The 21,149-nt window shown below is 69.5% G+C and carries 23 protein-coding genes; 14 read left to right on the forward strand and 9 right to left on the reverse strand.

The features are described 5' to 3' along the window. Window positions 1–20: 20 nt before the first annotated feature. The 3 genes from SNE35_RS18360 (at window position 21) to SNE35_RS18370 (ending at window position 3,650) form a co-directional block, all read left to right on the forward strand. Window positions 21–980 carry a helix-turn-helix transcriptional regulator gene (locus SNE35_RS18360; protein ID WP_320424415.1) on the forward strand — a complete coding sequence of 320 codons (960 nt, stop codon included), beginning with the start codon at window positions 21–23 and terminating at the stop codon, window positions 978–980. Between the two features lie 228 nt (window positions 981–1,208). Continuing rightward, window positions 1,209–2,441 carry a PEP-CTERM sorting domain-containing protein gene (locus SNE35_RS18365; RefSeq protein ID WP_320424417.1) on the forward strand — a complete coding sequence of 411 codons (1,233 nt, stop codon included), beginning with the start codon at window positions 1,209–1,211 and terminating at the stop codon, window positions 2,439–2,441. A gap of 54 nt (window positions 2,442–2,495) precedes the next feature. Continuing rightward, entirely contained in the window at window positions 2,496–3,650 is a 1,155-nt protein-coding gene (locus SNE35_RS18370) for a PEP-CTERM sorting domain-containing protein (RefSeq protein ID WP_320424418.1), read from the forward strand. A 12-nt stretch (window positions 3,651–3,662) separates the two neighbouring features. Here the strand turns inward: SNE35_RS18370 and ppk1 are convergent, their stop codons facing one another. After that, window positions 3,663–5,774, reverse strand: coding sequence for a polyphosphate kinase 1 (gene ppk1, locus SNE35_RS18375; RefSeq protein WP_320424419.1), 2,112 nt, complete (start codon window positions 5,772–5,774; stop codon window positions 3,663–3,665). 67 nt (window positions 5,775–5,841) lie between these two features. Here ppk1 and SNE35_RS18380 point away from each other — a divergent pair, with 67 nt between their 5' ends. From SNE35_RS18380 to SNE35_RS18390, 3 genes are all read left to right on the forward strand, one after another. Then, entirely contained in the window at window positions 5,842–6,768 is a 927-nt protein-coding gene (locus SNE35_RS18380; protein ID WP_320424420.1) for a hypothetical protein, read from the forward strand. A gap of 2 nt (window positions 6,769–6,770) precedes the next feature. Next, the gene (gene recJ / locus SNE35_RS18385) at window positions 6,771–8,501 is read left to right on the forward strand and encodes a single-stranded-DNA-specific exonuclease RecJ (RefSeq protein WP_320424421.1); all 1,731 of its coding nucleotides are present in this window, start codon (window positions 6,771–6,773) and stop codon (window positions 8,499–8,501) included. 118 nt (window positions 8,502–8,619) lie between these two features. Beyond that, window positions 8,620–10,500: a methyl-accepting chemotaxis protein gene (locus tag SNE35_RS18390; RefSeq protein WP_320424422.1), complete on the forward strand. Its 1,881-nt coding sequence runs from the start codon at window positions 8,620–8,622 to the stop codon at window positions 10,498–10,500. Between the two features lie 6 nt (window positions 10,501–10,506). Here SNE35_RS18390 and SNE35_RS18395 read toward each other — a convergent pair whose 3' ends face one another. Next, window positions 10,507–11,055 carry an isochorismatase family protein gene (locus tag SNE35_RS18395; RefSeq protein WP_320424424.1) on the reverse strand — a complete coding sequence of 183 codons (549 nt, stop codon included), beginning with the start codon at window positions 11,053–11,055 and terminating at the stop codon, window positions 10,507–10,509. Window positions 11,056–11,210: 155 nt separating this feature from the next. On the opposite strand from SNE35_RS18395, the gene SNE35_RS18400 reads away from it, so the two are divergent. Further along, window positions 11,211–12,071 carry a 3',5'-nucleoside bisphosphate phosphatase gene (locus SNE35_RS18400; protein WP_320424425.1) on the forward strand — a complete coding sequence of 287 codons (861 nt, stop codon included), beginning with the start codon at window positions 11,211–11,213 and terminating at the stop codon, window positions 12,069–12,071. A gap of 6 nt (window positions 12,072–12,077) precedes the next feature. Further along, window positions 12,078–12,716, forward strand: a complete 639-nt coding sequence (locus tag SNE35_RS18405; RefSeq protein ID WP_320424427.1) for an L-threonylcarbamoyladenylate synthase — start codon at window positions 12,078–12,080, stop codon at window positions 12,714–12,716. On the opposite strand, the gene SNE35_RS18410 is transcribed toward SNE35_RS18405, so the two are convergent. The 6 genes from SNE35_RS18410 to SNE35_RS18435 are packed head-to-tail and all read right to left on the reverse strand — an operon-like array spanning window position 12,685 to window position 15,418. Beyond that, entirely contained in the window at window positions 12,685–13,065 is a 381-nt protein-coding gene (locus SNE35_RS18410) for a glutaredoxin family protein (protein WP_320424428.1), read from the reverse strand. The genes SNE35_RS18405 and SNE35_RS18410 overlap by 32 nt on opposite strands. An 8-nt stretch (window positions 13,066–13,073) precedes the next feature. Further along, window positions 13,074–13,424: a RidA family protein gene (locus SNE35_RS18415; RefSeq protein WP_320424429.1), complete on the reverse strand. Its 351-nt coding sequence runs from the start codon at window positions 13,422–13,424 to the stop codon at window positions 13,074–13,076. Continuing rightward, on the reverse strand, window positions 13,421–14,098 hold the full coding sequence (plsY, locus tag SNE35_RS18420; protein ID WP_320424430.1) for a glycerol-3-phosphate 1-O-acyltransferase PlsY: 678 nt from the start codon (window positions 14,096–14,098) through the stop codon (window positions 13,421–13,423). The genes SNE35_RS18415 and plsY overlap by 4 nt, the downstream gene beginning before the upstream one ends. A 6-nt stretch (window positions 14,099–14,104) precedes the next feature. Next, the gene (locus SNE35_RS18425; RefSeq protein WP_320424431.1) at window positions 14,105–14,599 is read right to left on the reverse strand and encodes an aminoacyl-tRNA deacylase; all 495 of its coding nucleotides are present in this window, start codon (window positions 14,597–14,599) and stop codon (window positions 14,105–14,107) included. A gap of 37 nt (window positions 14,600–14,636) precedes the next feature. Beyond that, the gene (locus SNE35_RS18430) at window positions 14,637–14,840 is read right to left on the reverse strand and encodes a hypothetical protein (protein WP_320424432.1); all 204 of its coding nucleotides are present in this window, start codon (window positions 14,838–14,840) and stop codon (window positions 14,637–14,639) included. Then, the gene (locus SNE35_RS18435; protein WP_320424433.1) at window positions 14,837–15,418 is read right to left on the reverse strand and encodes a flavin reductase family protein; all 582 of its coding nucleotides are present in this window, start codon (window positions 15,416–15,418) and stop codon (window positions 14,837–14,839) included. The genes SNE35_RS18430 and SNE35_RS18435 overlap by 4 nt, the downstream gene beginning before the upstream one ends. Before the next feature lie 75 nt (window positions 15,419–15,493). Here SNE35_RS18435 and SNE35_RS18440 point away from each other — a divergent pair, with 75 nt between their 5' ends. From SNE35_RS18440 to SNE35_RS18465, 6 genes are all read left to right on the forward strand, one after another. After that, entirely contained in the window at window positions 15,494–16,933 is a 1,440-nt protein-coding gene (locus tag SNE35_RS18440) for an aldehyde dehydrogenase family protein (RefSeq protein WP_320424854.1), read from the forward strand. 132 nt (window positions 16,934–17,065) lie between these two features. Continuing rightward, window positions 17,066–17,263 (forward strand): hypothetical protein, encoded by a 198-nt coding sequence (locus SNE35_RS18445; RefSeq protein ID WP_320424434.1) that lies wholly within the window; start codon window positions 17,066–17,068, stop codon window positions 17,261–17,263. An 80-nt stretch (window positions 17,264–17,343) separates the two neighbouring features. After that, a complete protein-coding gene (locus tag SNE35_RS18450; RefSeq protein ID WP_320424435.1) occupies window positions 17,344–17,712 on the forward strand; it encodes a hypothetical protein in 369 nt (122 codons plus the stop codon). Then, window positions 17,709–18,251, forward strand: a complete 543-nt coding sequence (locus SNE35_RS18455; RefSeq protein WP_320424436.1) for a cell division protein FtsI — start codon at window positions 17,709–17,711, stop codon at window positions 18,249–18,251. The genes SNE35_RS18450 and SNE35_RS18455 overlap by 4 nt, the downstream gene beginning before the upstream one ends. Before the next feature lie 39 nt (window positions 18,252–18,290). Beyond that, window positions 18,291–19,010, forward strand: coding sequence for a flagellar basal body L-ring protein FlgH (locus SNE35_RS18460; RefSeq protein ID WP_320424437.1), 720 nt, complete (start codon window positions 18,291–18,293; stop codon window positions 19,008–19,010). A 16-nt stretch (window positions 19,011–19,026) separates the two neighbouring features. After that, window positions 19,027–19,755 (forward strand): Crp/Fnr family transcriptional regulator, encoded by a 729-nt coding sequence (locus tag SNE35_RS18465; protein WP_320424438.1) that lies wholly within the window; start codon window positions 19,027–19,029, stop codon window positions 19,753–19,755. Here the strand turns inward: SNE35_RS18465 and SNE35_RS18470 are convergent. Continuing rightward, window positions 19,718–21,094, reverse strand: a complete 1,377-nt coding sequence (locus SNE35_RS18470) for an MATE family efflux transporter (protein WP_320424440.1) — start codon at window positions 21,092–21,094, stop codon at window positions 19,718–19,720. The two genes, SNE35_RS18465 and SNE35_RS18470, sit on opposite strands and share 38 nt — an antisense overlap. Window positions 21,095–21,149: the final 55 nt, after the last annotated feature.

Raw genomic sequence — 21,149 nt, forward strand, 5'->3', positions numbered from 1 at the left:
GCCACCCAGCCTTGCGGTCGATGGACTTCACCTCGCGCCGCGAGGTGGAGGCCTACCTCGAACGACTGAACCGGGCCTCTCCCGTGGCGCTGCGCCAGGTGGCACGCTGGGGCGGCAGCGAAGACTCGCTGCACGTGCGGGCCATCGCGATGCCCGAGCGCTATGCCGATCTCGGCGTCTTCATGGGCGAATCGCGCACCAGCTTCGCCATGTCCATCGACGCGCGCCACGAACTGCCGGCCAGCGTGCCCTACTCGATCGGCCTCGTGCTCAGCGGCGGCATGTGCATCCATGGCCCTGGCGGGGAACGGGTGGTTCGGGCGGGTGAAGGCGTCATCGTCAACCCGGCCGAGGTCGAGCGGACCTGGATGGAATCCGGCACGCATCTGGTCGAGTTCATGCTGCCCAAGGCACCGATGCTGAGCCTCGGCGCGGAATGGGCCCCCGGCCGCCTCACCGGGCAGCCTCGCTTCGAACCGCTGCTGAACGGTGCACTGGCGCAGCGTCTGCATGCGATGGCCCAGGAGGCGGCCCGCGCGCTGCCGTCCGGCATGCCGCGCAATGACGGACTCTTCCGCCGCTGGCTGGAGATGATCGGTCTGACGCTGCTGCACGAGCAGCCGATCCAGAATGCCGCGCAGGCCAGGCTGTCGGCTCCCGAGCCGCCGCCGGGCGCGCTGCGCCGGGCGCTGGATTTCATCCACGCCCACGCCGCCGAAGACATCATGCTGGCCGACATCGCCTCGGCAGCCCATCTCAGCGTCAGCAGCCTCGGGCGCCTGTTCAACAAGCACCTGGGCCAGTCGCCGGCCGCCCTGCTGCGCGACCTGCGGCTGGACCGCGTGCACGACGAGCTGCGCCGTGGCACGCCGGCCTCGATCCGCGAGCTGGCACTGCGCTGGGGCTTCCAGAGCCCCAGCCAGTTCAGCCAGGCCTACCAGCGCCGCTTCGGCAAGAAGCCGAGCGAAACGCGCGGCTGAGCCGCAACACCCGCGCCCCCTCGGCCACGGGGGTGACGAGGCCCCGGCGCATCCGGTTCTGCGCAGCGCTATCCGAATCTGCTCAAGCTGCGGCGCCCTAAGGGCCGACCCAGGGCCGTCCCGCGCAGGCCACTCATAGACTTTTTTCACGAACAGCGGTTGCCTCTTCGCCAAGGCGTCTTGAGGCACCGCTGCGATTGAAATCCAAAGTCCTGATTGGGTGTCTGCATGAAAGCTTCTCGACTCCTGGTGGCCAGCGCCGCCGCCCTGCTCTGCGCCGGCGCGGCCTCTGCCGCGGCCCCCGCCTACAGCGTCGTCGACATCGGCCGACCGACCGGCAACAACACGGCCACGGCCTACGGCATCTCGAACGACGGCAGCTACGTGGTCGGCCGCGGCGCGGTCGGCAGCAACATCGCGTTCGTGTACACCGCCGCCGGTGGCCGAACCGCGTTGACGCCCTACTCGACCAACACCAACAGCTGGGCCGTCGGCGTCAACAACGGCGGCACGATCGTCGGCAATGTGTCGACGTCCTCTGCAGCCACGGCAGACGGCAGTGCCTACGCCTCCTCGGTTCCGGTCGTCTGGAGCAGCGGCAGCAGCACGCCGACGGCGCTGGCCGCCTCGGGCCGCGTGTACGCCATCAACGACGCCGGCCTGGCCGTCGGCTCCAGCGGCACCGTCGGCGCGGTCAACCAGCGCGGCGTGATCTACAACACCCGCACGATGACCAGCTCGATGATCGGCGCGACGACGGCGGACGGCGCCCTGATGACCAGCGCATCGTCCATCAACGACGCCGGCCTTGTCGTCGGCACCGGCAGGCTGGCGACCGACGACGGCAGCCTGGCGGTCGCCCTGGCCTACAACAGCACGACCGGCAGCATCACGCAGATCGCCGCCGCCTCCTCGTACCTCGGCGTCGGCGGCGCATGGACCTCCGGCGCCATCAACGTGGCCGACGTCAACAGCAGCGGCGTCGTCGTCGGCACCCTTGGCTCCGACGCCAAGGGTGACCAGATCTCGATGCCCTACCTCTGGTCCGCCGCCACGGGCCTGAGCACCGTGCCGCTGCCCGCCGGCATGGTCACCGGCACGGCCAACGGCATCAACGACCAGGGCTGGATCGTCGGCACGGCCAAGAACGGCGTGGACGGGAACACCTACGGCTTCGTCGACATCGCCGGCACCTCCTACCTGCTGAACAACCTGCTGAGCAACGGCACCGGCTGGAGCTTCGCCGGCAGCACCTTGAACATCACCGCCATCGGCAACGACGGCACGATCACCGGCTCCGCCTTCTACAACGACGTCGCCGGCGGCACGGGCAACAAGCTGCACGCGTTCGAACTCCAGGTCGCCGCAGCCGTGCCCGAGCCCTCCACCTACGCGCTGATGGCCGCCGGCCTGCTGGCCGTGGGGTCCGTCGCCCGCCGCCGCAGCAAGACCGCTGCCTGAGTCAACACCGTCCCTGCCCTCCCGCCCCCCCTGCACCAACGAGAGTCCATTGCCATGAAGTTCAAGCACATCACCGTCGCCCTGGCCGCCGCCCTGCCGCTCCTGTCCGTCGCCGCGAGCGCGCCGCAGTACACGATCACCGACCTCGGCGTCGTCTCGCCCTACATCGTCAGCCAGGCCTGGGGCATGTCCAGCAGCGGCAACTACGCCGTCGGCCGCAGCCTCTATCTCAGCCAGGACGTCACCGGCAGCAGCTGGCCCACCTCGATCTACAGCACCAGCAGCGGCACCTTGCAAGGCCTGCCCGGCCTGAGCGCCCACCCGTACGACTGGGGTTACGCCATCAACAACTCCGGCCTGGCCGTGGGCGTCTCCGCCACCGACACGACCGGCGCCGGCGCGCTGCCGACGCTGTGGTCCAACGGCGCGGCCACGCAGCTGAAGCTGCCCGCCGGACAGAGCGTGGGCCGCGCCTTCGGCATCAACAACAACGGCATCGCGGTCGGTTCCGCCGGCTCCGACGTCAACGAGGTCGGCGTGATCTACAACACCGTCAGCGGCAAGACCACCACGATCAGCGCGCTGACCGACGACGGCTCCTACATGCAGCGGGCCTTCGGCATCAGCGACAACGGCCTCGTCGTCGGCGCGGGTGTCAGCGCCGGCCAGACCAGCGATGCCCTGGTCTACGACATGAACACCGGCTCGATGATCACCTTGGCCACGCCGGCCGCGAACGCCAACATCGGATCGATCGCCTTCGGCATCAGCGCCAACGGCCAGTACGTCGTCGGCTCCACCGGCAACGACTCCTTCATCTGGTCCGCCACCACCGGCGTGCTCGTGGCCGACATGCCCTCGCTCAGCTCCAGCGGCTCGCTGAAAGGCGTCAACGACAGCGGCTGGGCCGTCGGAACCACGGGCGGCACCTACGCCAATCCGATCCTGGTGGCGGACGGCACGACCTACCTGGTGAACGACATCATCACCAACGGCGCCGGCTGGAACTTCACGAGCACGACCAGCGCCTCCGCCGTCGGCATCGCCGACAACGGCTCCTTCGTCGGCACGGCCCAGTACGACGGCCTGGAGCACATGTACATGGCCACCCTGGTCACCGCAGCCGTGCCCGAACCGGGCAGCTACGCGCTGATGCTGGGCGGCCTGTGCGCCATCGGCGCCGTGGCGCGCCGCCGCAAGGCCGCCTGACTCATCGGGCCATCAGCCGAAGTGCGTGGGTGATGTTCCGAAGTGCCGCATCAGCGCCTGCTGGGCGCTGATGCCGTGATCGCTGATGCGCGTCGAATGCCCGTCGGGGCCGAGCTGCCAGGCATCCAGCGTGTCGTGCAGGTAGGGCTGCAGCGCCTCGTCGATCACGCGCTGGCGCAGCGCCGGATCATTGACCGGCCAGGCCACCTCGATGCGGCGGAACATGTTGCGGCTCATCCAGTCGGCGCTGGACAGATACAGCGCCTCCTCGGCGTCCGTGTCGCCCCAGCGGAAGTAGCAGATCCGCGAGTGCTCGAGGAAGCGCCCGACGATCGAGCGCACGACGACGCCGTCGCTGACGCCCGGCAGATCCGGCGGCAGCATGCAGGCACCGCGCACGATCAGGTCCACCTTGGCACCGGCCCGGGCCGCGCGCAGGATGCCGTCGATCAGCTCGGCGTCGGTCAGCGCGTTGATCTTCACGACCAGGCGCGCGGGCTTGCCCTTGCGCGCCGCGGCCTCCACCTGCGCCAGGTGCTCCAGCATGCGGCTGTGCATATTGAACGGCGCCAGCAGCATCTTGCGCGGCGTGCGCACCTTGCCCAGCGAGGCGAGCTGGCGGAACACCATGTCGGCGTCGGCGGTCAGGTCACGGTCGCAGGTGAGGTAGCCGAGGTCGGTGTAGAAGCGGGCCGTCTTCGGGTTGTAGTTGCCGGTGGACAGGTGGGCGTAGCGGCGCAGCTTGCCGCCACTGCCGCCAGGCTCGCGCCGCGTCACCATCAGCAGCTTCGCATGCGTCTTGTAGCCGACGATGCCGTACACCACCTGCGCACCCACAGCCTCCAGCCGCTCGGCCCAGTTGATGTTCGCCTCCTCGTCGAAGCGCGCCTTCAGTTCGACGACCGCCAGCACCTCCTTGCCGCGCCGCGCCGCCTCGATCAGCAGGTCCATCAGCACCGACTGGCTGCCGGTGCGGTAGATCGTCTGCTTGATGGCCAGCACGTCCGGGTCCTCCACGGCTTCTCGCAGGAAGGAGACCACCGGGTCGAAAGCCTCGAACGGATGGTGCAGCAGCACATCGCCCTTGCGCAGCTGGTCGAAGATCGACTTCGTGCGCGGCAAGGTCGCCGGCCACACCGGTTCGTGCGGCGTGAAGCGCAACTCGGGCGAATCGGTCACGTCGGTCTGGTCGATCAGCTCGTTCAGCCGCACCAGGTTCACCGGCCCGTTGACGCGATACAGCGCCGCGGCCGGCAGGTCGAACTGCTCCAGCAGGAAGTCCGACAGCTCTACCGGACAGGTGCTCACGACCTCCAGCCGCACCGCGCGGCCGAAGTGGCGCGTCGTCAGGCCCGAGCGCAGCGCATGGCGCAGGTTGGCGATCTCTTCCTCGTCGACCTCCAGGTCCGAGTCGCGCGTGACGCGGAACTGCGCGAACGACTCGACCTTGCGGCCGCCGAACAGGTCCTCCAGGTGCGCGCGGATCACGCTGGTCAGCAGCACGAAGGCCTGCTTCCCACCGCTGAGTTCGCGCGGCAGCTTGATCACACGCGGCAGCACGCGCGGCACCTTCACGATGGCGATGCGGCTGGCGCGCCCGAAGGCATCCTTGCCCGACAGGCGCGCGATGAAGTGCAGCGATTTGTTCGCCACCTGCGGGAACGGGTGCGCCGGGTCCAGGCCCACCGGGATCAGGAGCGGCCGCACCTCGCGCTCGAAATAGCGCGCCACCCACTGGCGCTGCGCCTCGTCGCGCTCCGCGTGGTTGACGATGACGATGCGCTCCAGCTGGAGCGCCGGCATGATGCGTTCGTTGAAGACGGCGTACTGCTCGTCGATCAGCGCATGGGCGGCGCGGCCGACGCGCTCCACCTCCGCATGGCTGACCAGGCGCTCGGGCTCGCGCGCGGCGTCCAGCATGTCGGCAAAGCGGACCTCGAAGAACTCGTCGAGGTTCGAGGACACGATGCACAGGTAGCGCAGTCGCTCCAGCAGCGGCACGTCCGCGCGCTCGGCTTGCCGCAGCACGCGGCGGTTGAATTCGAGGATGGCCTGTTCGCGATTCAGCAGCGTCAGCGGCGCAACTGGCGCCGCCGTCACCTCAGTAGGCAAAGGTGCATTCATCGCTCAATCTTATGAATGTTTGATGACAAAGTAATGACGATGGGTGGGCTTGATAATCGCGCCCATCATGCACCTGTTGATCCCCCACGCCAGCGCGCTCGGCGACATCTGCGCCCACGCGCTCGGCGAACTGCCGCTGCCGCGACTGGCCGAACTGCTGGGCCTGCTGAAGCCGGTCGGCGCGCCGCTCGGCGGCGACGAATACGCCCCCAACACCCCTTTCGAGCTGACCCTGGCCGCGCTGCGCGGCGCCGCCCCGGGCCCCGTCCCCACGGCCGCCTGGCTGGCGCAGGAGCAGGGCCAGGACGGCACGCTGGCTTGGGCGCTGCTGACGCCGATCCACCTGTCCGTCGGCACTGACCAGGTCACCGCGCTGGCGCCCGATGCGCTGAATCTTGACCTTAGCGAATCGCGCGCTATCTTTGAATCTCTGGCCGAGCTGTGGCCCGAGGGCGAGGGCTGGCGCGCGCATTGGGCGGGCGCCACGCAGTGGCTGGTCGCACACCCGAGCTTCGCGGGCGTACAGAGCGCCAGCCTCGATCGCGTCGTGGCGCGCAGCGTCGAGCCCTGGATGCCGGAGGCGCGCGTGCTGCGGACCTTTCAGAACGAGATCCAGATGCTGCTGCACCGCAATCCGCTGATCGAAGCGCGCGAGGCGCGCGGCGTTCTCTCGCCCAACTCGGCCTGGATCAGCGGCTGCGGCATCGCCAGCGGCGGCCCGTTGCCGGCAGACGTAGTAGTCGACGATCGCCTGCGCGCCCCGCTGACCCAGGGCGACTGGGCCGCCTGGGCCGAGGCCTGGCGCGCGCTCGATACCGGGCCGGTGAGCGAAGCGCTGGCCCTCGCCAAGGCCGCCCGCCCGGTGCGCCTGACGCTGTGCGGCGAGCGCTTTGCTCAGACCTTTTCACTGCCTGAGCGCAACGGCCTGCAGAGGCTCTGGCAGGGCCTGATGCCGCCGCGCGCCAACACCGCAGAGATCCTGGGAGGACTATGAGCATGAGCCCACAGATCCAGACCCGCGAGGTCAACCCGCGCGCCGCCTGGGCGCTGGAGCAGGCCGGCCTGACGCCGCTGCTCGCGCGCCTGTTCGCCGCCCGCGGCGTGCGCTCGCCCGAGGAACTCGACGACGGCCTGCAGAAGCTGCTACCGCCCGAAGGCATGAAGGGCATCGCCGAAGGCGCGAAGCTGCTGGCCGATGCGATCGAGGCCAACGAACGCATCTGCATCGTGGCCGATTACGACTGCGACGGCGCCACCGCCTGCGCCGTGGCGCTGCGAGGCCTGGCGATGCTCGGCGCCATCCACGTCGACTACGTCGTGCCGGACCGTGCGATCCACGGCTACGGCCTGACGCCGGCCATCGTCGAGCTGGCGCTGCCGCACCGGCCGGACCTCCTGATGACCGTGGACAACGGCATCGCCAGCCTCGCGGGCGTGGCCCATGCGCGCGATCTCGGCATCGAGGTGCTGGTCACCGACCACCACCTGCCCGCGCTGATCGACGGCCGTATTGAGCTGCCGCACGCTCACGCCATCGTCAACCCGAACCAGCCCGACTGCACGTTCGCGAGCAAGAACCTGGCGGGCGTCGGCGTGGCCTTCTACCTGCTGCTGGCGCTGCGCAGCGAGTTCCGCGAACGCGGCCGCTATGCCGAGGACCCGCAGCCGCGGCTCGACGGCCTGCTGGACCTGGTCGCGCTAGGCACCGTGGCCGACGTGGTCAAGCTCGATGCCAACAACCGCCGCCTCGTCGCCCAGGGCCTGAAGCGCATGCGCGCCGGCCGCGCGCAGCCGGGCATCGCCGCCCTCTTCAACGCTGCCGGCCGCGACATCGCCCGCGCCAGCGCCATGGACCTTGGCTTCACCTTGGGCCCGCGCATCAACGCGGCCGGGCGGCTGTCGGACATGACGCTGGGCATCGAATGCCTGTGCACCGACAGCCCGGCTCGTGCCATGGAACTTGCCCAGCAGCTCGACGCAATCAACCGCGAGCGACGCGAGATCGAATCGGACATGCGCGAGCAGGCCGAGCTGAAGCTGGACGACCTGATCGGCGCGCTGGACGGCGAGACGCCCGCCGCGCTGGCGATCTTCGAGCCCGAGTTCCACGAAGGCGTCGTCGGCATCATCGCGTCCCGGCTGAAGGACCGCGTCCATCGCCCCACCTTCGTCTTCGCCCGCGGCACCGATGGCCTGCTGAAGGGCTCCGGCCGCTCGATCCCCGGCTTCCACCTGCGCGACGCGCTGGACCTGGTCTCCAAGCGCCACCCCGCACTGCTGCGCAAGTTCGGCGGCCATGCGATGGCGGCCGGCTGCACGCTCGATGGCGAGGACGGCCTGGCCGTCTTCGACGCCGCGCTGCGCGAGGTCGCCACCGAATGGCTGGACGCCGCCGCGCTGACGCGCACGCTGCGCACCGACGGCCCGCTACCCGCCGACGCCTTCACGCCCGCCACCGTGCAGGAGCTGGACGCGCAGGTGTGGGGCCAGGCCTTCGAAGCCCCGCTGTTCTGCGACGCGGTGCAGATCGTCTCGCAGCGCATCGTCAAGGAGCGCCACCTGAAGCTGCGCGTCAAGCACGCCGACGGCGCGCTGCGCGACGCGATCTGGTTCAGCCACATCGAGCCGGTGCCCGAGCAGGCGCGGCTGGCCTACCGGCTGAGCCTGGACGAGTACCAGGGTCAGCAGCGGGTGCAGATGATCGTCGAGGCCGCGACCTCGATCTGAGACACCGCGCGGCGTGAGGACTTCACGCCGCGCGGCCCTGCATGGCCGCGGCGGCCCGCGCGTCAATTCGCTGACACAAGCGCTGCGAACAATCGGAAGCACCACTTCGGTTGTTCCCATGAAGTCCAAGCCCTCCTCCTCCGCGCTGAGCCTGCGCAGCCGCATGCTGCTGATCGCCGCCATCGCGCTGATGCTGTGCCTGGCGCCCTGCCTCCTGCTGCTGCGGCAGTTCGGTGCCGAGCTGAGCGCCGCGAGCAGCGAGCAGCAGGCGCTCCCCGTCGACGAGGCCTGGCAAGCCGGCCTGCGTGCGCTGCAGCAGCACCGCCAACTTGCCGCCGAGGCGCTGTCCACCCGGCCGGAGGCCCGCCAGGAGCTGGCAGCGGCGCAGCAGCGCGTGCGCGAGGCGCTGGCCGCCATCGATGCATCGGCGCTGACTCAGCCCTTGCGAGCGCAGTTCGACGCCAGCATCGCCGGCGCGCTGGAAGCCGGCAAGCTCGACCTGCCCAAGCTGCTGCAGGCCCACCAGCAGTTCGGTGCGCAGGTCCTGCACGCGATGAGCCGTTTCCACGCCCAGGCCCGCCTGGCCTACGAGCCCGACCCCGCGCTGCACCAGGCGGTGCTGGCCGGCCTGGAGACGGCGCCGGCCGTTGGCGACGCCCTGTCGGAGCTGAGCGCGATCGCCCGCGCCGCCGCCATCGACGACATTGCCGGTACCACCGCCGCGCTGACCCGCTACCGCGAGCAGAACGACACCATGCAGGCGCAGATGCGCCTGGCCATCGAGAATGACGACGGCGGCCCGCTGGCCCAGGCGCTGACGCCGCTGCTGACTCAGGCCGAGGCCCAACGCCGGCGGGTCGACGAGGTGCTGAAGGCCGCCGCGCTGGACGTCAACTACCCGCTGGACCAGCTCGCCGCCGGCTTCTCCGGCGCCGCCGCCCTGCAGGCCGACCTGTCTGCGCGGGTGCTGGCGACCCTGCGGGAGGAACTCGACCAACGCCGGGCATCGCTCGCGCTGCGGCGCAACGCGATGCTCGCGCTGGCACCGCTGCTGCTGGCCGCGCTAGGCGGCGTGATGTGGCTGGCGATGCGGCAGATGCTCGGCGCCATCGACCAGATCACGCGGGTGACCGAACGCATCGCCGACGGCGATCTCAGCCAGCCCGTGCCGCCGGGCCGCGGCGATGAACTCGGCCACGTGTTCGAAGCGCTGGCGCACATGCAGGCGCGACTGCGTGGCCTGGTCACCGAGATCCACGGCGGCGCGCTCAGCATCCGCCATGCCGCGCACGAGATCGCCATGGGCAACCAGGACCTCGCCACGCGTACCGAGCAGGCCGCGGCACAGCTGCAGCAGACGGCATCGAATGTGGACCTGCTCGATCAGGTCGTGCAGCAGACCAGCCGCGCGGCCGGGCAGGCCGCCACGCTCGCGACCCAGGCCTCAGGCGTGGCCGGCGATGGCGGCGCGGCGGTGGGCCGCGTGGTCGACGTGATGGCCTCGATCCACCAGTCGTCCAGCCGGGTCGTGGACATCACCGCGCTGATCGACGGCATCGCGTTCCAGACCAACATCCTGGCGCTGAACGCCGCGGTGGAAGCGGCGCGCGCCGGCGAGCAGGGGCGCGGCTTCGCCGTCGTCGCCGGTGAGGTGCGTAACCTGGCCCAGCGCAGCGCCTCCGCGGCGCGCGAGATCAAGCAGCTGATCCAGCACTCGGTGGCCCAGGTCGAGAACGGCTCGGCGCTGGCCGGCGAGGCCGGCGCGGCGATGCAGCGCATCGTCCGTCAGGTCGGCGAGGTGTCGGCCGTGATCCAGGGCATGGACGGGCAGAGCCGCACCCAGGCAGGTCAGACCAGCGAGGTCGGCGAGGCCGTCCGCAAGATCGACGCGATGACGCAGCAGAACGCGGCGCTGGTCGAGCAGTCGGCCGCCTCGGCCCTGTCGCTGGAGGAGCAGGCGAAGGCGATGGATGCTGCGGTCCAGGCCTTCCGGCTCTGAGGCGCCTCAGCCCAGCAGCGCGATCACATCGGCCGTGCTGCCCAGCTCGCCGATGCGCGGGAAGATCCGCTCGATGCTGTTGTGCTGCGCCTCGCCGTTCAGGTCGTTCATCGCATCGACGGCGAAGGCCACGTTGAAGCCGAGGTCGTAGGCCTGGCGGGCCGTCGATTCGACGCCGATGCTGGTGGCGATGCCGCACATCACGACCTGCGTGATGCCGCCGCGCCTCAGGAACTGTTCCAGCGAGGTGCCGACGAAGGCGCCCAGCTGCAGCTTGGTGACGAGGTGATCGTCGGCTTGCTGCTCCAGTTCGGGAATCAGCACGGCCCAGTCCGGCGGCGGCGTGAAACCGCCCGGCTGCTGGTTGCGGCCCGGCGCGCGGCCGGCCACGTTGACGAGCACAACCGGCTGGCCGGCGGCGCGGAAGGCCCGGGCCAGTTCGGCGACCTTGGCGATGATCGGCTCCACCGGCTGGGCGAGCGGCAGCGAGACGATGCCCTTCTGCATGTCGATGACGACGAGGGCGGTTTTCGCGTCGAGCGAGGTAATGGGCATGATGTTCTTGCGGGAAATGTTGCGGATGGCTGCCAGTGTCCCAGCCGCATCTGTCGCGTGTATTGCTGGCGTCGATCGCGGGCGTTAGGCGCACGATGCCCTTGCAGCCGACGCCGCGCGGGCGGCTCCGTAGAATGAGCCCGGTGGACATCCCGATGAGCAACATTACCAACGCCGACCTGCACTGCCATTCGAAGGTGTCGGACGGCACGCTGGAGCCCGAGGCGCTCGCGCAGCGCGCGCAGGCCAATGGCGTGGAGCTCTGGGCGCTGACCGATCACGACGAGATCGGCGGCCAGCAGCGCGCGCTCGACGCGGCGCTGGCACTGGGCATGCCCTACCTCACCGGCTGCGAGATTTCGGTCAGCTTCGCGGGCAAGGTCGTGCACATCGTCGGCCTGGGCTTCGACCACACCGATCCCGGCATGCTCGCCGGCCTGCAGGCCACCCGCGGCGGCCGTGCGGAGCGGGCGCGCGAGATGGCGGCGGGCCTCGCGCGCGTCGGCATCCAGGGCGCCTACGAGGGCGCTTTGCAGTACGTCAGCAATCCGGACCTGATCTCGCGCACGCACTTCGCGCGCTGGCTGGTGGACGCCGGCCACTGCGGCGACGTGCCCGAGGTGTTCCGCCGATTCCTCACCGAAGGCAAGCCCGGCTACGTCGAGCACAAGTGGGCCCGGCTCGGCGACGCGGTGCGCTGGATCAAGGAGGCGTCTGGCGTCGCCGTGATCGCGCACCCGGCCCGCTACGGCTTCACGCCGACCGTGGAGTACGCGCTGATCACCGAATTCATAGCCCACGGCGGGCGCGGCATCGAGGTCGTCACCGGCAGCCACACGGCGGCCGATGCCGTGCGCTATACCGATACGGCCGAGGAATTCGGCCTGCTCGCTTCGCGCGGCTCGGATTTCCATTCGCCCACGGAAAGCCACACCGATCTCGGCAAGCTCGACATGCTGCCCGGCCGGCTGACGCCGGTCTGGACGGCGCTGGAAGAACGCATCCACAGGCCCTGACGCTCAATGGCCCAATTCTTCGAAGTCCACCCCGACAACCCGCAGCCGCGCTTCCTGCGCCAGGCCGCGCAGATCCTGCAGGCCGGCGGCGTCGGCGCGATCCCGACCGATTCCAGCTACGCGCTGGTCTGCCGGCTCGACGACAAGGCCGCCGCCGAGGCGCTGCGCCGCATCCGCGGCGTGGACGACAAGCACCACCTGACCCTGCTGTGCCGCGACCTGAGTGAGCTGGCCAGCTACGCGCGGGTCGACAACAAGCAATACCGCCTGCTGAAGGCCGCCACGCCCGGGCCCTTCACCTTCATCCTGGAGGCGACCAAGGAAGTGCCGCGGCGCCTCTCGCATCCCTCGCGCCGCACGATCGGCCTGCGGGTGCCGGAGCACAAGGTGACGCAGGAACTGCTCGCGCTGTTCGGCGAGCCGTTGCTGGCCACGACGCTGATCCCGCCCGGCGAGAGCGAGCCGCTCAACGACACCGAGCAGATCTGCGCCCGCTACGACAAGCTGCTGCAGGTGGTGGTGGACGCCGGCGCCTGCGCGGCCAAGCCGACCACGGTGATCGACATGACGGCCGACGAACCGGCCATCGTGCGCATCGGCGGCGGCGATCCGGCTAGCCTGGGACTGCAGCTCGAGGAAGGCTGAGGATCTCGGCGACCCGCTTGGGATCGAAGCCGACCACGGTACGCCCACGCACCACCATCGTCGGCGTGCCCAGGCCGCCACGCGCCTGGAACTCGGCCAGGCAGGCAGCGTCGGTCTCGATCATGCATTCCTTGAACGGCACCTGCTGCTCGCTCATCCACTCGCGGGCGCGCTCGCAGTAAGGGCAGGTCTGCGACGACAGCATCACGATGTCGCCCGGCTTGGCCGCCGCGCGTAGGGCCTGGGCCTGCTGGTCCTTGTGCCGGCCCTGCAGTAGTTGCACACCGCCATAGACCAGCCCGACGATCAAGGCCAGCGAGACATAACTGCGAACTCGCTCGGACAGCATTTAGGGCCTTAAACGGCGGCAGTAACGACCACTTCCAGCCGCCAGCCCGGACGGGCCAGGTTGGCCTGTACGGTGGCGCGCGGCGGGGTGTTGCCGGGCGTGACCCAGGCGTCCCAGACGGCGTTCATGCCGGGGAAGTCGGCCAGGTCGACGATGAAGATCTGCGTCATCAGGATGCGGCTCTTGTCGGTGCCGGCGCGGGCCAGCAGCGCGTCGATCGCGCCGAGCACCTGCTTGGTCTGGGTCTCGATGTCGCTGGTCTGGTCGCTGGGCACCTGGCCGGCGAGGTAGACCACGCCGTTGTGCACGGCCATTTCGGACAGACGCGCGCCGACGTCGAATCGCTTCACTTCGCTCATTTGGAATGACTGCCTTTCTTTTTGACGGAATGGGGTTGCGCGGGCTTCGCAGCAGAGGCACCGGCCTTCTGGCCGATCTTGCTCTCGGTGCCCGCCATCAGCTTCTTGATATTGCCCTGGTGGCGCCAGACCAGCAGCAGCGCCATCACGACCAGCACGCCCGCAGTGGGCGGCGAATCCCAGACCAGCATCTCGTAGACCGGCGCCAGTGCGGCGGCGACGATGGCCGCCAGCGATGAATAGCGGCTGAAGTAGGCGACGGCGAGCCAGGTCGCCAGCGTCGCCAGGCCAAGTTCCCAGTTCAGCGCCAGGATCACGCCCAACGCGGTGGCCACGCCCTTGCCGCCTTCGAACTTGAAGAACACCGGCCACAGGTGACCGAGGAAGGCGCCCAGGCCCACCAGCGCGGCGGTGCCTTCATCGAGGCCGAAGCGCTCGCCGTACAGCTTCACCAGCAGCACCGGGATGAAGCCCTTCAGCGCGTCGAACACCAGCGTCAGCACGGCGGCCTTCTTGTTGCCCGAGCGCAGCACGTTGGTGGCACCCGGGTTGCCGGAGCCGTAGCTGCGCGGGTCCGACAGGCCCATCGCACGGCTGACGATCACGGCAAAGGACAGCGAGCCGATCAGGTAGCCGCACACCGCGGCCAGCAGGGGAAAGAGGGTTTCTTGCATAACCATCTATTGTGCAATGGCGCACTGCACGGGCCGGGCGCCGACAAGCCCCGGCAGCAACTTGGGGTCGATGCCGACGAGGTAGCCGCGCCGGCCGCCGTTGATGCAGATCGTGGGCAACTCCAGGATCGTGGACTCGACGAACACCGGCATCTCTTTGCGCGTGCCGAAGGGCGAGGTACCGCCCACCATGTAGCCGCTGTGGCGCTGCGCCACGTCCGGCTTGCAGGGCTCGACCTTCTTGCACGGGATCTGGCGCGCCAGCTCCTTCAGGCTGACCGTGCAGTCGCCGTGCATCAGCACGATCAGCGGCTGGGCCTTCTCGTCCTGCATCACCAGCGTCTTGACGACGGCATGTTCCTCGACGCCGAGCTGCTTCGAGGACTCGGCCGTGCCACCATGTTCCACGTAGTCGTAGACGTGTTCGGTGAACGGGACCTTGTGCTGGCGCAGGAACTGCGTGGCCGGCGTTTCGCTGACGTGGGCGCTCTTTTTCGACATGGCCGGCATTCTCGCTCGCGTGCCTGACTGCTGGGTCTCAGCGGCGCACGAAGTACGGCACCGCCGCCAGCACGACGCCGACGACGACCATCAGCCAGGTGTTCGTCACGAAGTACGGGAACACGGCCAGCGCGATGCCGCACAGTAGCGGCACGATGGCGCCCTGCTTCTTGCCGTAGACGAAGTAGCCTGCGCCCAGCGAGCCGAACAGCAGGCCCCAGAGCAACTGCGCGCTGTTCACGGCTCGCGCCTGTCCAGCGTCCGCGCCTGCACCGTCAGCGAGGGCACGGCGAACAGGCCGGCGCCGAGGTGATGCAGCGTGTGCAGCTCGGTGTTGTCCTCGCGGAAGGACCAGCGGCCGTGGGTGAACACGCGCGGATCGGACTGCGCGGAGACGACCTCGACGAAGAAGGTGTCGTAAGCTTCCTCAGAGCGCGGCTCGCGGATCAGCCGGCATTCGAGCCAGGCGATGCAGCCGGCCACCAGCGGCAGGCCCAGCACCGGGCCGTCGAAGGCCTCGATGCCGTAGGCGTCGAACTTGTCGATGCCGGCGCCATGCACGCTGCCGGCCGTGTAGGCCACGTCCGCATTGGCCTTGCACGGGATGCTCAGCGCCAGCTCGCCGCTGGCCAGCGCCAGTTCGCGCGTGGTGGTGCTTTTGTCGAGCACGATGGCAATGCGCGGCGGCGTGAACTCCACCGGCATGGACCAGGCGGCGGCCATCACCGTGCGGCGGCCTTCGTGCCGTGCGCTGACGAGCACGGTCGGGCCATGGTTGACGAGGCGGCTGGCGTGGGAGAGATCGACGGTTTCGCGCATGGCCGGCATTGTCTCCGCTCCCGTCGTATCCTGTGGAGCTTGACGACGATCGCATTGCTGAAGGAGACACCGACCATGCGCGACTACCTGAAGTTCTACATCAACGGCCAATGGGTCGACCCGCTGAGCCCGCGCTCGCTGGACGTGATCAACCCCGCCACCGAGGCCGTGGCCGGCCGCATCTCGATCGGCTCCGCGGCCGACGTGGACCGCGCGGTGCGTGCCGCACGCGCCGCCTTCGCCACCTACTCGCAGACCTCGCTGGACGAGCGCGTGGCGCTGCTGGAAAAGATCATCGAGGAGTACAAGAAGCGCTACGCCGACATGGCCGCCGCGGTCACCGAGGAGATGGGCGCGCCGGCCAAGCTGGCCAACGATTCGCAGGCCGCCATCGGCATCGGCCACCTGAGCACCGCGCTGTCCGTGCTCAAGGAATACAAGTTCCAGGAGGCGCGCGGCACCACGACCCTGTTCAAGGAACCGATCGGCGTCTGCGGCTTCATCACGCCCTGGAACTGGCCGGTCAACCAGATCGCCTGCAAGGTGGCACCGGCGCTGGCCGTGGGCTGCACGATGGTGCTGAAGCCCTCGGAGATCGCACCGTTCTCGGCCCAGGTGTGGACCGAGATCCTCGATGCCGCCGGCGTGCCGGCCGGCGTGTTCAACCTCGTCAACGGCGACGGGCCGGGCGTGGGCACGGCGATCGCGAGCCACCCCGAGGTGGACATGGTCTCGTTCACCGGCTCGACCCGCGCGGGCATCGAGGTGGCGCGCAATGCGGCGCCCACGGTCAAGCGCGTGCACCAGGAGCTGGGCGGCAAGTCGCCCAACATCATCCTGCCCGATGCGGACTTCAAGCGTGCGGTGACGAGCGGCGTGCGCGGCGTGATGCAGAACTCCGGCCAATCGTGCAACGCGCCGACGCGGATGCTGGTGCCGAATGCACGCATGGCCGAGGCGCTGGAGTACGCCAAGGCCGCGGCCGAGGCCACGACGGTGGGCGACCCGGTGAGCAGCGGCGCGACGATCGGCCCGGTCGTCTCGGCCGCGCAGTGGGACAAGATCCAGACCTTGATCGCCAAGGGCCTGGAAGAAGGCGCGACCTTGGTGGCCGGCGGCCCGGGCAAGCCAGAGGGCCTGTCGACCGGCTACTACGTCAAGCCGACGATCCTCGGCGGCGTCAACAACGCGATGACGGTGGCGCGCGAGGAGATCTTCGGGCCGGTGCTGGTCATCATGGGCTACGACACCGTGGACGAGGCGGTCGAGATCGGCAACGACACGGTCTATGGCCTCGCGGCCTACGTGTCCGGCGGCGACATCGACGCGGCCCGCAAGGTGGCCTCGCGCCTGCGCGCCGGCCAGGTCAACATCAACAGCGCGCCGACCGACCTGAACGCCCCCTTCGGCGGCTTCAAGCAATCGGGCAACGGCCGCGAATGGGGCGAGGACGCCTTCGGTGAATTCCTCGAAACAAAGGCGGTGGTGGGCTTTACACCGCGCAGCAAGACCTGACCCTGAGGTATCCCTTCGGTGACATCCGTCACCGAGGAGCCGATCTGGCGCGTTCGGAAGGCCCTTTATCGGGCCTTCTCCTTTTAGTGGTCTGGGAACAATGGATTCCACGCCAACAACGAAGGTGCCGCGATGCAGATCCACTCCGCCACTCCCAGTTCCCACACGGCCGCGCGCACCGATGCGCACAAGCCGGCCGCGGGCAAGGCCGCCGGCGCGCAGGCCGCAAGCGGCGGTGCTGCGTCCTCCTTCGCCGCCCAGCTCGATTCCGCCCGCACGGCGCAGGCGCAGCCGGCGGCGGCAACACCTGGCACCGCCGCACGGCCATGAGCTGGCTGTCCATCGGCAGCGACGCGGCCGTGAGCCGACCCGCCGGAACATTTCAGTCGACGCCACCAAGTGGACATACGGTGGCAAAGACCGCAACAAACAATGCGCTGAAGCACGCAGGCCAGGGTGTGCAGGCCAAGTTCAGCCCGAAGGGGCTGGAGCTGGCTGCTCAGGGCGCGGACAAGCTGGCCACCGCCGCCCGGCTGACCGCGCAGGGCCTCGGCGAGATCAGCTCGGCCACCGCGGGCGGCATCGGCTCGATGGCCCAGGAAACGGGTGACGCGATCGGCAGCGCCATCGCCGGCGTGCAGTCGGCGGCGCGCGGCTCGGTGAACACCGTCAGCAATGCGGTGTCCGCCGGGGTCGATCAGGTCAGCGATGCGCTGGACTCGGTCACGTCTGCCGCGGCGCTGACCGGCCTCGTCGGCCTGGCGATCGTCGGCGCGTGAACAAGACCGGCGTCATCGCGGTGGCGGCCCTGGTGCTGCTCCTGTCCGGCTGCTCGGTGCTCGGCGGGATCACCACGGCGGAGCTGCTTAGCAGCGCCGCCGGTCCGGTGGCCAGTGCGGCACTGGGCCGTGCGTCGGGCCAGGCCAGCAACACCGTCCATCACGGCGACGCGCCGGTGAAGGCGCTGTGCATCGAGTTCAACCGCTCGGCGCCGCTGCCCGACCTGGTGCCGGCGCTGCAGGCGGAACTGCGCAGCCAGCGCGTGGACAGCCGCGTCTACGAGGCCGACACGCAGACGCCGGGCTGCGAGGTCTGGCTGCGCTATGCGGCCAGCGTCGAATGGGGCAAGCCGCCACTGTCCGACAACTACCGGCCCTATCTCAGCTCGGCTTCGCTGAGCCTGCGCCGGGCGGACGGGACGGTGATGGCGACCAGCGACTACCGGCTGGACCCGGAGATGGGCATGAGCCGCTGGGCCGACACCCGGCGCAAGCTGGCCAGCACGGTCCGTGCGCTGATCACCGGGTTCGAGGATTGAGATCGAGGAGGGATCGATGAAGAACTACGAGCAAGAATCATGAAGAAGCATCCCGAGCAAACCGCAGCGACCACGCGCGCGGCGCTGGCTGCGGCGCTGACCGTCGCACTGGCAACCACGGGCTGCTCCAGCACGCCGCCGACAGTCGTGCCCGGCCCGCTGCAGGCCGCGCCGCTGCAACCTGCGCTGTTCGTCGAGCGGCCCAACAACGGCGCGATCTTCCAGCCCTACATGACGGCCAACTCGCTGTTCTCCGGCGAGCGCCGCCCGCAGGCGATCGGCGACACGCTGAAGGTCAACATCGCCGAGAAGATCAAGGCCGAGCAGGACCTGGGCACGACGACGAGCCGCAGCAACCAGATGGCCGTCAAGGGCCCCGGCGGCAGCAGCAAGTCGACCTTCATCAACTCGCTGCTGAACGCGAACACGAGCGCCTCGGGCAGCGACGGCTATACCGGCAGCGGCAAGGCGACGTCCAACGGCAGCTTCGACGCGCAGTTGGCCGTCTCCGTCATCAACGTGCTGCCGAACGGCCACCTGCTGGTGGCCGGCGAGCGGCGCATCGGCCTGGACGCCAGCGCGCAGGTGCTGCGCTTCTCGGGCGTCGTCGATCCGCAGAACATCCGGCCCGGCAACCAGGTGGATTCTGCCGACGTGGTCAACGCGAGCCTGGAGAACGTGGCGCAGGGTGACATGTCGGACGCGGCGCGCCGCAACTGGCTGCAGCGCGTGCTGACGCGGGCGACCTCGGTGTGGTGACGGAGCCCGGTAGACGATGAAGTTGGTTCAAGGACTCGGCCACCTGGCCGAAGGCCGCCACGCCAAGGGCACGCTGATCATCACCGAAGGCGCCGTGCTGGAGGAGTGGATCCTGATCGACAGCGGAGTGGTGAGCCTGTGCGCCCGCGTCGCTGGCATGGAGGTCGCGGTGGCCACGTTGTGGCGCGGCGACGTGATCGGCTGGGATTCGCCGCTGGGCCGCGAGCAGGCGCGCTTCGACGTGCGCGCGATGGGTGAAGTGCGCACCTTGCGGCTGCCGGCCGGCCAGGCCCCGCAAATCCATGCGCAGATGGCGGCGGCGACCGAGGCACGGCTGCAGCAGCAGATCTTCATGCGCCTGGCCGGCAACGGGCTGCAGCGCCTGGTCAGCGTGCTCGCGACGCTGGCCGCCGCGCTGACCGAGGCCGCGCAGCGCCTGCCGCCCAGCCTGGCACTGCCGCTGGTGCAGGGTAGCCTGGGCGATCTGTCGGGGCTGTCGAGACGGCAGACCTGGATCTACCTGGGCCAGTTGTCCCAGGCGGGCTGGGTCCGCACGACCCGCACCCGCGTGCTGCTCGACGGCCTCGATGCCTGGCTCGCGCTGCCGGCCGAGATCGAGCGCGAGGGCCTGGCCTGCATCGCGACCCTGGAGCTATGCACGGCGGCGCTGGAGCGGCTGAGCCGAGGAACCGCCGAGATCCGCGCGCTCACACCAGTCGCACGATCTTCCGCTTCCGCCAGATGAGCTGGTAGTAGCCGGCCTGCAGCACCAGCATCGTCAGGAAGGCGATCGGATAGGCCATCCACACGCCGGTGATGCCGAAGTGCCCGGCCAGCGCGTAGGCCGAGGGCACCTCGACGGCCGCGATCGCGGTGATCGACAGGGCCGTCGGCACGATCACCGCGCCGGACGCGCGCATCACGCCGCTCAGCACCGCCGCGAAGCCGTAGATGATGCTGCCCCACAGCATCACGTGCAGCAGCGTCTGCGCCAGCTCGACCACCGGCTGGCTGGTGATGAACAGGCCCAGCAGGTCGCGCGACAGCGCGTAGCCCAGCAGCACGAGCCCGCCGGTCAGCAGCACGTTCATCTGCAGGCCGGTGCGGGCGATCGCACCGAGGCGATCGGCACGGCCCGCGCCGATCGCCTGCGCGCCGAGGATGGACGAGGTGATGGCGATCGACAGCGCCGGGAACTGCACGTAGTTCACCACCTGATTAACCGCGCCGTAGGCGGCCGTCGCGTCCGGGCCGAAGCTGTTGACCAGCGCCAGCAGCGCGATCTCGGCCAGCGACATCACGATCACCTGCAGGCCCGTGGGCAGGCCGATCTTGAGCACGAGCTTCAGCAGCTTCAGGTCGATGCGCAGCGCGCGCAGCATCTCCATGTCGGGCGCGAGCGGATGCTTGCGCCAGCGCATGTACAAGGTGAGGCCGGTCAGCGCGATCAGGAAGGCGCAGATCGACGCGGCCGCGGCCGAGGTAACGCCGAGCATCGGCAAGCCCCACCAGCCGCGGATGAAGGCCGGCGTCAGCACTGCGGAAACGGCGGTGGACAGGGTCAGCGTGAGCAGTGGCGTCACCGTGTCGCCGACGCCGCGCATCAGCGCGGTGGACAGGATGTAGACCAGCAGGCCCGGCATGGCCCACATCATCAGCCGCGCGTAGCCGAGCGCCTCGGGCAGCACCTCGGGCGGCGTGCGCAGCAGCTTCAGCATGCCCTCGGTGAAGAGGCCGCCGAGCAGCGCGATCACGACGCCCAGCACGAGGCAGACAGCCAGCGCCGTGCCGGCGATCGCCTTGACCTTGTGCGTCTCGCGCGCGCCCCAGGCCTGACCGATCAGCACCGAGGCGCCGGCCCCGACGCCGATCACCAGCGAGATCAGGAAGAACACGACCGGAAACACCGAGGCCACCGCGGCGAGCGCGCGCGTGCCCAGCATCTGGCCGATGAAGACGTTGTTGAAGGTGCCCGACAGCGCCTGCAGCACATTGCTGAGCACCATCGGGCCGAGGAAAACGAGAAACACGCGCCACAGGGGGCGCGTGTCGGGCGGGCGGGAAGACGATGAAGGGGGCGGCATCAGGCGATTGTGATGCACGCCCTTTTCTGGATCGTCAATCGACCGGTCAGGACCG

The sequence above is a fragment of the Roseateles agri genome, assembly GCF_034043675.1.
GTDB lineage: Bacteria > Pseudomonadota > Gammaproteobacteria > Burkholderiales > Burkholderiaceae_C > KK5.